Genomic DNA, 11,592 nt, shown 5'->3' with positions numbered 1-11,592 from the left:
TGCGCCCGACCGCGGCCCGGTCCACCATGTCCTCGATCAAGTCGCATAGGAGAGAAATCGCCATGGACATCGCACGACGCGATCTCATCATTTCGGCAGCAGCGCTGACGCTGACCTCGGGGGCCTGCGCGGCGGAGCGTTCGGACCGGCCGCTCGGCTACGCGATCGTCGGGCTCGGCTCCTACGGTCTCGGCGTCATCATCCCGCAGTTCAAGAACTGCACGCACAGCCGACTCGCGGCGATCGTCAGCGGTGATCCCGCCAAGGCGAAGCGCGTCGCGGCCGAGCATGGCCTGCCCGCCAGCGCGATCTATTCCTACGCCAATTTCGACTCGATCCGCGACAATCCGGACATCGACATCGTCTATGTGTGCCTGCCCAACGCGCTCCACGCCGAATACACCATACGCGCGGCCAAGGCGGGCAAGCACGTCATGTGCGAAAAGCCGATGGCGGTCTCGGTCGCCGAATGCGAGGCGATGATCGCCGCGTGCAAGACCGCGAACCGCAAGCTGATGATCGGATATCGCTGCCATTTCGAACCGTTCAACGTGGAGGCGATGCGGCTCGCGCGCGCAGGCGCTGCGGGGAAGATCCGCTATGTCCGCTCGGAGCATGGCTTCACGCAGGGCGATCCGTCGAAATGGCGTCTGAAACGCGCTCTGTCGGGCGGCGGTTCGTTAATGGACATGGGCATCTACAGTCTGCAGGCGGCGCGCTACATGACCGGCGAGGAGCCGATCGCGGTGACCGCGCGCGAGTCCACCGACCGCCGCGACCCGCGTTTCGCCGAGGTCGAGGACATGATCGACTGGACGCTCGAATTTCCCTCGGGCGCGATCGCCGGCTGCCAGTCGATGTACAGCGCGAACCAGAACCATATCCTGTTGATGGGCGACAAGGGGCGGATCGAACTCGAGCCCGCGACGCGCTACGAGGGCAACCAGATGTGGACCGGCAAAGACGGCCGCGAGCAACAGGTCACGCCGCCGCCCGGCCCCGCCAGGACGCAGTTCGCCGGCCAGCTCGATCACCTCGCGCAGTGCGTTCGCAGCGGTCGCGAACCGATCGTGTCCGGCGAAGAGGGCTTGCGCGACATGCGGATCGTCGAGGCGATCTATCGCTCCGCGCGCGAGGGGCGGACGATCCGGCTGGGCGGCACCGCATGATCGCGGCGAACGGCGTCAAGGCCGCCGCGCTCGCGCTTTTCGTGGCGAGTGTGCCGGCAATGGCGCAGACGGCCGACCCGACGCGCTTTGCGACCGGTCCCGACGTCACCGCGCAGGTCGCGGCGATGGCGAAGGCGATGAAGCCCGGTCAGGGCTTTGCCTGGCAACCGCTGGTCCGCGACGGCAAGACGGTCGCGGCGCTCGAATATTGGAAGGCGCCGGGCCGTCCCGCGGTGCATCCGGCAGAGGCCGAATATGCGATCGTCATCGCCGGCAAGGGTACGCTGCTGTCGGGCGGAACGCTGGTGGCACCGCGGCCCGTCAAGCCGGAGCTGACCGAGGGCGACCGCATCGTCGGCGGCACCACCCGGTCGCTCGCGCCGGGCGACGTCCTGCTTATTCCCGCGGGCGTCCCGCACGGGTTCGGGATCACCGGCAACCGGCTCGTCCTGCTGGGGATGAAACTGCCGCGCTGACGCCGGCGATCAGCCCTGCCACCCCGCGCGTAGCGGCAGGCGCAGCACACGGTCGTTCGCCGCCATGTAGAGCGCGCGACCACCCTCGCCGAACGCGCAATTCGCGATCGGTGCGCCGGTCGCGATCAGCGCGATCGGTTCCGCCTCAGGCGTCATCATCATCATCCCGCCGGGTACCGAGCAGACCAGGGTCCCGTCGCGCGCGACCTTCATCCCGTCGGGGAGCCCCGCGCCGCCCGCCGCCTTCATCGGTGCCGCGTCGAGCAGCACGCGGCGATTGCGCGCCTGTCCGCGCGCATCGAGATCATAGACCATGATCCGCGGCGCGACCTCGTCGGACACCGAGACATAGAGCCGCTGTTCGTCGGGCGACAAGGCGATCCCGTTCGGCCGCGTCAGCGTCGCGTCGAGCAGGTCGATGCGACCACCCGGCCGCCGCCGGTACACGCCGTTGACGCGCATTTCCTTCAGCGGTGAATCGTCCCCCTCCGCCAGCCCGTACGGCGGGTCGGTGAAGTAGATCGCACCGTCCCGCGCGACGTGCATGTCGTTCGGGCTGTTGAAGCGTTTGCCCTCGAAACGCTCCGCCAGCACCGTCCGCCGCCGCGTCGCGAGATCGAACTGGTCGATCGTCCGGCCGCCGCTGTTCGCGAGCAGCAGCCGGCCCTGCCTGTCGAGTGTCAGTCCGTTCGCGCCGGGTTCGCGGATGAGCTTGGGATCGGTGCCCCCAGCCCCGGAGGGCGTGAGGAAGACGCTCGTCCCCGTTGCGCGCGTCCAGCGTCGCACGATGTTGGCAGGCGGATCGGAGAAAAGCAGATAGCCGCCGTCCGGCACCCAAACGGGCCCCTCCGCCCAGCGAATCCCCGTCGCAATCACCTCGACCCGCGTCCCCGGCGCCACGATGCGATCGAGCGCGGGCGACATGCGCTTGAGGGTTGGCACGCCGGTTTCCGCCGCGCGTGCAGCCCCCGAACAGCGCGAGGCAGCCGACGGCCAGACCACCCGTCACGGCATCCGTGAGCACGCGGCGTCGATCGGGCGTGAACGGCAACTCGGTCAAATCTTCATCTCCTGCCATCCCCGCATGAGCGACCAGTCTAGGCATCACCGCACGCCCGCGCCACGGATCATTTCGCGCGCCGTCGGTGCGGGGAATTTTACAAAAGGTTCACCGTCCAGCGCACTATTTTTATCTTGCTCACCCGCCATGTCGCTGGGAACGCTGATGTTCTCGCGCCGTTCAGAAAAAGCGCGGCAATGGCCCGCAGGGAGTGGCCATGCTTAAGCGTACCGACAATATCACCCTGCCGGGCGAGACCGACCTCCGGCAACAGGCCAGCCTGCCCGCGATCGTCGCCGCGGACATCGTTGCAACGAACGCCGCACGCTGCATCCTCGTTGTCGAGGACGACCAGCGCGCCGATCTGATCGCGCGGCTTGCCGGCGCGTTTGCCCCCGACACGACGGTCATCCATCTCGTCGCGAGCGATGCGCTGCCCGGCGATGACGCCCCCGCCAGCGCCGCCAATATCGGCCAGCGCGTCGCCGCGCTGCGGCGGCTGCGGATCGCCGCGACGGCGTCGTCACCCGCCCCGATCCTGCTCGTTCTCTCCGCCGAGGCGAGCGCGGTCCGCTACGCTGCTCCGTCGGCATTCGACGAGGCACCGCCGCTGTTGAAGGTCGGCGCGCCGATCGATATCGCGGGCCTGCCCGATCTGGCCGAATATCTGGGCTATGTCGTCGACGACCGCGTCGACGAACCCGGCGAGATCGCGGTACGCGGCAACGTCGTCGACATCTTCCCTACCGACCAGGTCCATCCGGTGCGGATCGCGTTCGAAGACGGGATCGTCACGAGCATTCGCCCCTATGACGCGGTCACGCAACGGGGGCTCGACGACGTTGCCGAGGTGATGATCGGTCGCGCGAACGAACCCGCGCTTGGCGAGGGTGTCTCGATCACCGACCATCTGCCCGATGCCGTGATGTATCTCGACCCGACCGTCGGCGCGCGCCGCGCGCGCTTCCTCGCGCTCGCGCTCGACGGTGCGGCGAAGCGGTCCGTGGCACCCAGGCTGGTCGACGCGGCGGCATGGGACGCGTCGACCAAGGCGTCGCGCATCATCCGCGAGGACGAGCCAGTCGAGCAGACCCCGCGCTTCGTCGAACGCCGCGATCCGGTGCGGGCGTTCCGCCGCTACGCCAAATCGGTGACCGCCGATGCACCGCTGGCGATCGCGGGATCCGCGCGGGACCTGCGTTTCCTGGCGCCGCGTCTCGGCATGACGGTGGAGACCGCCGCGACGCTCGCCGATGCGCGCAAGGTACCGGCGGGTACGATCGCATTGCTGTGCGCGCCGGTCGAGCGCGGGTTCGTGCATGACGGCCTGACGATCGTCGCCGCCGCCGACCTGCTCGGCAGCCGCGCGAGGCTTGACGATGGTCCGATCTCGACCGGCATGGGCTTCGACGAGGGACGTGCGCTCCACATTGGCGATCTGGTCGTCCACGAGGATCACGGCATCGGTGCGGTGCGGGGTATCGAGACCGTCCAGATGGACGAGGCGACCGCGAGCGACGCGATCGTTCTCGAATATGCCAAGGGCGCACGCCGTCTCGTCCCCGTCGCCGAAGCCAACCGGATCTGGCGCTATGGCGCGGATGCCGATGCGGTGACGCTCGACACGCTCGATGGCGGCAGCTGGAACAAGCGGCGCGCAGGCATCGACGCGGCGATCGCCGACAGCGCGCGTGCGCTGAAGGATCTCGCCGCCGAGCGCAGCGCGCGGACGACCGATCCGATCGCGCCGGACCCTGCAGCGTACGAGACGTTTGCGGCAGGCTTTAAATTCTCCGAAACCCCCGATCAGGCACGCGCGATCGCCGCGGTCTGCTCGGACCTCGCCAGTGGCACGCCCATGGACCGGCTGATCGTCGGCGATGTCGGCTACGGCAAGACGGAAGTGGCGTTGCGCGCCGCCGCGCTGGTCGCGCTCGCGGGCCGTCAGGTCGCGCTCGTCGCGCCGACCACCGTGCTCGTCCGCCAGCATCTCGATACGATGCGCGCGCGCTTTGCGGGGTCGGGTTACGAGGTGGCGTCGCTGTCGCGCCTGTCGAGCGCCGCCGAGCGCAAGCGGGTCTGCGCGGGTCTTGCCGACGGATCGATCGCGGTCGTCGTCGGGACCAGCGCGCTGGGTGCCAAGAGCGTCACCTACAAGGACCTCGCGCTCGTCGTGATCGATGAGGAACAGCGGTTTGGCGCGAAGGCCAAGCAGTCGCTGCGCGAGATTGGCGCCGGGCACGTGCTCACGCTGAGCGCGACACCGATCCCGCGTACGCTCCAGTCGGCGATGGTCGGGCTTCAGGCGATCTCGATCATCGCGACGCCGCCGGCGCGACGCCAGCCGATCCGGACCACGATCGCCACGTTCGACGAGCTTGCAGTGCGCAAGGCGCTGCGCCGCGAGCGCGCGCGTGGCGGTCAGAGCTTCGTCGTCGTACCGAGGATCGAGGATATCGAACCGCTGGCCGAAACGCTGCGCAAGCTCGTTCCCGAGCTCGGGCTCGTCGTCGCGCACGGCAAGATGGATGCGACCACGCTCGACGAGGCGATGGCCGGGTTCGCAGCGGGGGACGGCGACGTCCTGCTCGCGACCAACATCATCGAGGCCGGGCTGGACGTCCCCCGCGCAAACACCATGATCGTCCATCACGCGGACCGCTTCGGACTGTCGCAACTGCACCAGCTGCGGGGCCGGGTCGGTCGCGGTGGACGACGCGGACAGATCCTGCTGCTGACCGCGGGCGACGCGACGATCGCGGACGCCACGATGAAGCGCCTGCGCACGCTCCAGGCATTCGACCAGCTCGGTGCGGGGTTCGCGATCAGCGCGCGCGATCTCGACATGCGCGGTGCGGGCGATCTCGTCGGCGAGGAGCAGGCGGGGCATATGAAGCTGATCGGCATCGATCTGTACCAGCATCTGCTCGGCCAGGCATTGAAGGTCGCGCGCGGCGAGCCGGCGGATCGATGGCAGCCGGTGCTGAACCTCGGGATCGGTGGCATGCTGCCCGAGGACTGGATCCCCGAGACCGATCTTCGCCTGACGCTCTATGGCCGGCTCGCGCACCTGAACGACGTGGCCGCGCTCGACGCGTTCCAGGTCGAGCTCGAGGATCGGTTCGGCACGGTGCCTGACGCTGCTCTCCGTCTGCTCGATGCGGCGCGGATCGGCGCGCTCGCGTGTCAGGCGGACATCCGCCAGATCGACGTCGGCCCCGGGGCGATCGCGCTCACGATGGGCGATCCCAAGGCGACTCTGCCGCCGCCGTTCGAGGCGTCGAAGCGGCGCTGGCTCGTCCGCGAGCGGATCGACGACGTCGACCGCCGCATCGAGCGGACGCGCGAACTGCTAGGCGAGCTTACCGAATAAGCGCGATCGCACGCCGATCGACAATCCCACGTCATCATATCCTTAGACCACCAAACCCTAGAGACGGACCGAGACGGTGATGCTGGCAACGGGTGCGACCTGGGGTATCTGCGCCGCGGCGACGGCCGGGATCATCGCGCGGCCGTTCCGCTGGCCTGAGATGGTCTGGGCAGTGTCGGGCGCGGCGCTGCTGCTGCTGCTCGGCCTGCTCCCCGTGCCACTCGCGCTCGTCGCGGTCGGCAAGGGGATGGACGTCTATCTGTTCCTGATCGGCATGATGCTGCTGAGCGAGACCGCGCGCCAGAACGGATTGTTCGACTGGGTCGCCGCCGCCGCGGTCCGCCATGCCGGGGGATCCAAGCCACGGCTGTTCCTGCTCGTCTACGCCGCCGGGATCGTCACCACGACGTTCCTGTCGAACGACGCGACCGCGGTCGTGCTGACGCCCGCGGTCTACGTCGCCGCGCGGCGTGCCCGGGCAGAGCCGCTGCCGTTGCTGTTCGCATGCGCGCTGATCGCCAACGCTGCGAGCTTCGTGCTGCCGATCTCGAACCCCGCCAATCTCGTGCTGTACGGCGGGACGATGCCGCCGCTCGGCCAATGGTTCAAATCGTTCGCGCTTCCCTCGGTCGCATCGATCGTCGTCACCTTCCTCGCACTGCGCTGGGTCGAGCGCAGCCGGATCGCCGGCACCTGTGCCACCGGGGATTCGCCGGACGCCGGGACCGCCACGCTGTCGCCGGGGGGCAAGGCGGTCCTCGCCGGGATCGTCGCCACCGCCGCGATCCTGCTCGTCGCATCGGCGCGCGACGTCGAACTCGGCCTGCCGACCGCGGTCGCGGGGATCGCGACCACGCTCGTCGTCTGCGCGCTGACCCGCAGATCGGTCGTTGCCGTCGCGCGCGACGTGTCGTGGAGCGTGTTGCCGCTGGTCGCGGGCCTGTTCGTACTTGTTGAGGCGCTCGATCATACCGGCGTGATCGGCCGGATCGCCGATACGCTGCGCACGATGTCCGCCGATCCCGTGCAGGCGGCGGCGGTCGCGGGTTCGACGCTCGCCTTCGGGTCGAACCTCATCAACAACCTGCCCGCTGGGCTGATCGCGAGTACCGCCGTCGTGCAGGCGCATCCGCCGCGGATCGTCGTCGATGCGTTGCTGATCGGCGTCGACCTCGGCCCCAATCTGTCGATCACCGGATCGCTCGCGACAATCCTGTGGCTGCAGGCGATCCGCCGCGAAGGCGAGGATGTCGGCTTCTGGCAGTTTCTCAGGATCGGCATCGTGACGATGATCCCCGCGCTGATCGCCGCGCTCGGCACCCGCTTGCTGATCGGCTGACGCATGACCCCGCTTTCCGCCCCCGTACCGCCCCCTTTCCCGCCGCTGAGGATCACGCATGGCAACGCTAGCAACATCGGTTCCGTCGGGACGCGCCGCCCCGCCCCGCAAGACGCCGGCCAAGACCCCGGGCAAGACGCTCGATGCGCTCAACTTCTTCCTGGCCGACGTTCGCGATGGTCTCGGCCCCTATCTCGCCATCTACCTGATCGCGGTCCGCGGTCCCGCGCATGGCTGGAACGAAGCGACGGTCGGGCTGGTCCTGACGATCGCCGGGATCGTCGGGCTGCTCGCGCAGACACCCGCAGGCGGGCTGATCGATCGCAGCAAGAACAAGCCGCGGATCGTCATGGCCGCCGCTTTGCTCGTCACGATCTCAAGCATCTCGCTGCCGATCGTCTCGGGCTTCACCGCGGTCGCCGTGACGCAGTCGATCGCTGCGGTGGCCGGTGCCGTCTTCGCGCCGGCGATCTCCGCGATCACGCTCGGGCTGGTCGGCGCAAAGCATTTCGCCAAGCGGGTCGGGCGCAACGAGGCGTTCAACCATGCCGGCAACGCCGTCTCCGCGGCACTGGCGGGCGCGTTGGCGTGGAAGTTCGGGCCCGTCGTCGTGTTCTGGCTGATGGGCGCGCTGACCGTTGCCAGCATCTTCACCGCATCGCACGTCCCCAACGACCAGATCGACAACGCGGTCGCGCGCGGTCTGGACTGCGAACCGGAGGAGGATTGCGAGGAGGCGAGCGGCTGGAAGACGCTGGTGGAGAACCGTCCGCTGATGGTGTTCGCGGCGATCGCCTTCCTGTTCCACCTCGCGAACGCGGCGATGCTGACGTCGGTCAGCCAGCTGCTCGCCAAGACGCTGGGCAAGGATCAGGCGACCTCGCTTACCGCGGCCTGCATCGTCGCCGCGCAGCTGGTGATGGTACCCGTCGCGATCTTCGTCGGGCGGCACACCGAACGGATCGGGACAAAGCCAATCTTCCTCGTCGCCTTCGCCTTCCTCGCGGCGCGCGGCGCCTTGTACACGGTCTCGGACGCCCCCTATTGGCTCGTCGGGGTCCAGGCGCTCGACGGCATCGGCGCAGGGATCTTCGGCGCGCTGTTCCCGGTCGTGATCGCCGACCTGACCAAGGGCTCGGGCCGGTTCAACGTCAGCCAGGGTGCAGTGGCGACCACGCAGGGGCTCGGTGCGGCGCTGTCGGCGACGCTGGCGGGGTCGATCATCGTATGGGCCGGGTACAGCGTCGGCTTCCTCACGCTCGCCGCGATCGCGGCCTGCGGCTTCGTGCTCTATCTCGTCGCGATGCCCGAGACGAAGACGCACGACTGATCCCGCACCGGATCATGCACACCCCGACGCAACAGATAGGTGTCCATGATCCAGCCATGATCCGCCCGGAGCCGGGCGCGTGCGCGCGTGATCGCCGGTCCCGCCTCCACCAGCGGACCGGCGATCAGCGCCTCGTGCGGCATCCCGAGATAGGCACCCCACCAAATCGTCACGTCATCCGGCACCAGCGTGGTGAAGGCGCAGCCGCCGTCGAGCATCACCGCGAGCGTATCGATCCCGTCGGGCCAGCCTTCGTCGCGCAACCGGCGCCCCGTCGTGATTAGCACGGGCGCCGCGATGTCGTTGAGCGGGATGGCGTGCGCCGCGGTCAGCGCCTGCAGGCTGGTGATCCCCGGAATGACCCGCACGGTCAGCGCCATGCCACCCGCCCCCAGCCGCGCGGCGATGCGCAAGCTGCTGTCGTACAGCGACGGATCGCCCCAGACGAGCAACGCGACCCGCCCGCCTTCGCGGGGAAGATGCTCCCCGATCCGCGCGGTCCATACGCGCGCGATGGCATCATGCCAGCGATCGACCGCGACGCGGTAGGGCCCGGCCTCGTCGCGTTGGGGCAGGTCGAACTCGACGATCCGCGTCGATATTGGTGTCGTCAGCATCTCCGCACAGATCGCGCGGCGTAGGTCGATCAGGTCGGACTTGCGATCGCCCTTGCGCGGCAGCAGGATCAGGTCGGCGGCATTCATCGCCGCGACCGCTGCACGCGTCAGGTGATCGGGGTTGCCCGTCCCGATGCCGATCAGGTCGAGCGCGATCACGGCTCCATCAACGGCCCGTAGAGGATCAGCGCGGGTTTGCTCGACACCGTATCCCTCAGGCTTTCGGCGAGCGATGCGATCGTCGCGCGCGTCAGGCTCTGGTCGGGGTGCCCGACATTCTCCGCCATCAATGCGGGCGTGTCGGGCGCGAGCCCGTGGTCGATCAGGCTGGCGGCCAGCGCGGGAAAGGTGCGCTTGGGCATGAACACCACCGTCGTCGCATCGGCATCGGCGAGCGCGGCCATGTTGCGCTGCTCGGGCAAATGGCCGGTGACGTCGTGCCCGGTGACGAACTGGACGCGTCGCGCCGCCAGCCGCCGCGTCAGCGGGATTGCCGCTGCCGCCGCCGCCGCGCTCGCCGCGCTGACGCCGGGAATGATCTCGAACGCGATCCCTGCGTCGCGCAGCGCGAGGATTTCCTCCTCCAGCCGCCCGAAGATCCCCGCGTCGCCAGACTTGAGGCGGACCACGCGAACGCCCGTCCGCGCATAGTCGACGAGCAATTGCGAGACGTGCGCCTGGCTTGGCGACGGGCGCCCCGCGCGCTTGCCGACCGCGATCAGGTCCGCGCCCGCGCGCGCGTGGCCGAGCACCGCCCCCGATGACAGGTCGTCGAACAGCACCGCGTCCGCCGCTTGCAGCCGCGCGACCGCCTTGAGCGTCAGCAGCTCGGGGTCGCCCGGCCCCGAGCCCACGAACGAGACGAACCCGGCTGCAGGCGTATCGGAGCCCGTGGGGCTCTGCTCGGTCATCCGGCGGCTGCAATCATGTGGAAGAACGATCCCGTTGCGTGGCCACGATGCGATCCCGTCTCGGGCACCGCGGCGCCCTGCGCATCCGCGACGCGGGCAAGCGGGGCATCGGGCTGTTCGATGATCGTCGAATAGTGGAATTCATGCCCCGCGAGCAAGTCGCCCGCGGCGAACCCCGCCATCGGCGCCTGCAACGCCGCACGCCGATAGCCCAGATGCATCTTGCGCTGCGCATAGCTGGTGACGAGGCCCAACAGTCCCGCCATCCGGTGCGCGACACCGCCCGCATCGATGAGGGCCTCGCCGAGCGCCATGTAGCCGCCGCATTCGCCGTGGACCGGGCGGGTGCGGGCATGCTCGACGAGCGCGGCGCGGAAATTTCCCGCCTGCGCCAGGCGACCGGCATGGAGCTCGGGATAGCCGCCCGGCAGCCAGACGAGGTCGGCATGGCGCGCGGGCGCCTCGTCCGCGAGCGGCGAGAAGGGCAGGATCTCCGCCCCCGCATGCCGCCAGCCTTCGAGCACATGCGCATAGGTGAACGAGAATGCCGCGTCCTGCGCCAGTGCTATCCGTTGCGCAGGCGGCCGCTGCCAGACGGCGGGCATGTCGCCGGGCGTCCCGGTCGCTTGGTTCGCGACAGCCGCCGCCCGCAGCGCCGGCAGGTCGACATGCGCGCGCAGGAAGGCGGCATAGGCGTCGATCTGGACCTCGAGCTCGGGATGCTCGATCGCCTGGACGAGCCCGAGATGCCGTTCGGGCAGCTTCAGGTCGCCGCGTCGCGGCAGCGCACCGAACACGCGGATCCCCGCCGCCGCCATCCCGCTGCGCGCCAGCCGCTCGTGCCGGTCGCTGGCGACGCGGTTGAGGATCACCCCCGCGACCGTCACGCTCGGATCGTAGCGGCTGAAGCCCAGCGCGGTCGCCGCGGCGGACTGCGCCTGCCCCGACACGTCGATGACCAGCACGACCGGCCAGCCCATCCGCCGGGCGATGTCCGCGCTGGCGCCGTTGCCGACCGCGCCGGGGGTCGCGACGCCGTCGAACAGCCCCATCGACCCTTCCGCCAGCGCGAGATCCGCATCGCTGCTCCGCGCCGCGATCGTATCGAGGATCGCCGGGGGCATCGCCCAGCTGTCGAGATTGTACGACGCCCGCCTGCTCGCCGCGCGGTGAAAGCCGGGATCGATATAGTCGGGCCCGCATTTGAACGGCTGCACGACCAGCCCGTCGTCACGCAGCGCCCGCAGCAGCCCGAGCATCACGGTGGTCTTGCCCGTGCCGGAGGCGGGCGCGGCGACGAGCAGGCCGGGCGTCACG

9 protein-coding genes are annotated in these 11,592 nt (G+C 69.4%); 5 read left to right on the top strand and 4 right to left on the bottom strand.

Translation table 11 applies throughout. The features are described from left to right. The first annotated feature begins 62 nt into the window (after window positions 1-62). Together QP165_RS16455 and QP165_RS16450 are read left to right on the top strand one after the other, a co-directional pair. Entirely contained in the window at window positions 63-1,169 is a 1,107-nt protein-coding gene (locus QP165_RS16455) for a Gfo/Idh/MocA family protein (RefSeq protein WP_333996414.1), read from the top strand. Then, window positions 1,166-1,645 carry a cupin domain-containing protein gene (locus QP165_RS16450; RefSeq protein ID WP_333996413.1) on the top strand — a complete coding sequence of 160 codons (480 nt, stop codon included), beginning with the start codon at window positions 1,166-1,168 and terminating at the stop codon, window positions 1,643-1,645. The genes QP165_RS16455 and QP165_RS16450 overlap by 4 nt, the downstream gene beginning before the upstream one ends. 9 nt (window positions 1,646-1,654) lie before the next feature. Here the strand turns inward: QP165_RS16450 and QP165_RS16445 are convergent, their stop codons facing one another. Next, the gene (locus QP165_RS16445) at window positions 1,655-2,587 is read right to left on the bottom strand and encodes an SMP-30/gluconolactonase/LRE family protein (RefSeq protein ID WP_333996412.1); all 933 of its coding nucleotides are present in this window, start codon (window positions 2,585-2,587) and stop codon (window positions 1,655-1,657) included. 335 nt (window positions 2,588-2,922) lie between these two features. Between QP165_RS16445 and QP165_RS16440 the strand changes: the two genes are divergently transcribed. The 3 genes from QP165_RS16440 to QP165_RS16430 all read left to right on the top strand — a co-directional run bounded on the left by QP165_RS16440 (window position 2,923) and on the right by QP165_RS16430 (window position 8,747). Next, window positions 2,923-6,078: a helicase-related protein gene (locus QP165_RS16440; protein WP_333996411.1), complete on the top strand. Its 3,156-nt coding sequence runs from the start codon at window positions 2,923-2,925 to the stop codon at window positions 6,076-6,078. A gap of 76 nt (window positions 6,079-6,154) precedes the next feature. Then, complete coding sequence (locus QP165_RS16435) at window positions 6,155-7,417, top strand: arsenic transporter (RefSeq protein WP_333996410.1); 1,263 nt, start codon at window positions 6,155-6,157, stop codon at window positions 7,415-7,417. A gap of 58 nt (window positions 7,418-7,475) precedes the next feature. Beyond that, on the top strand, window positions 7,476-8,747 hold the full coding sequence (locus QP165_RS16430) for an MFS transporter (protein ID WP_333996409.1): 1,272 nt from the start codon (window positions 7,476-7,478) through the stop codon (window positions 8,745-8,747). On the opposite strand, the gene cobF is transcribed toward QP165_RS16430, so the two are convergent. Genes cobF through QP165_RS16415 form a run of 3 tightly spaced genes read right to left on the bottom strand, consistent with a single transcriptional unit; the run spans window position 8,708 to window position 11,591 of the window. Continuing rightward, entirely contained in the window at window positions 8,708-9,523 is an 816-nt protein-coding gene (cobF, locus tag QP165_RS16425; RefSeq protein ID WP_333996408.1) for a precorrin-6A synthase (deacetylating), read from the bottom strand. The two genes, QP165_RS16430 and cobF, sit on opposite strands and share 40 nt — an antisense overlap. Then, the gene (cobA, locus tag QP165_RS16420) at window positions 9,520-10,275 is read right to left on the bottom strand and encodes a uroporphyrinogen-III C-methyltransferase (protein ID WP_333996407.1); all 756 of its coding nucleotides are present in this window, start codon (window positions 10,273-10,275) and stop codon (window positions 9,520-9,522) included. Before cobA ends, cobF begins: the two co-directional genes overlap by 4 nt. After that, window positions 10,272-11,591, bottom strand: a complete 1,320-nt coding sequence (locus QP165_RS16415) for a cobyrinate a,c-diamide synthase (protein ID WP_333997057.1) — start codon at window positions 11,589-11,591, stop codon at window positions 10,272-10,274. The genes cobA and QP165_RS16415 overlap by 4 nt, the downstream gene beginning before the upstream one ends. Window position 11,592 lies beyond the last annotated feature (1 nt).

This window comes from Sphingomonas sp. 22R3R2A-7 (assembly GCF_036856055.1).
In the GTDB taxonomy this organism is placed as follows: domain Bacteria; phylum Pseudomonadota; class Alphaproteobacteria; order Sphingomonadales; family Sphingomonadaceae; genus Sphingomonas.
Note: the sequence above shows the minus strand (reverse complement) of the source record. Positions and strands in the feature narration are given on the sequence as shown.

Bases quoted from the DNA above. Each gene is read 5' to 3' on its own strand.
- QP165_RS16455 (WP_333996414.1), top strand. From the start codon at position 63: ATGGACATCGCACGACGCGATCTCATCATTTCGGCAGCAGCGCTGACG.
- QP165_RS16450 (WP_333996413.1), top strand. From the start codon at position 1,166: ATGATCGCGGCGAACGGCGTCAAGGCCGCCGCGCTCGCGCTTTTCGTG.
- QP165_RS16440 (WP_333996411.1), top strand. From the start codon at position 2,923: ATGCTTAAGCGTACCGACAATATCACCCTGCCGGGCGAGACCGACCTC.
- QP165_RS16430 (WP_333996409.1), top strand. From the start codon at position 7,476: ATGGCAACGCTAGCAACATCGGTTCCGTCGGGACGCGCCGCCCCGCCC.
- cobA (WP_333996407.1), bottom strand. From the start codon at position 10,275: ATGACCGAGCAGAGCCCCACGGGCTCCGATACGCCTGCAGCCGGGTTC.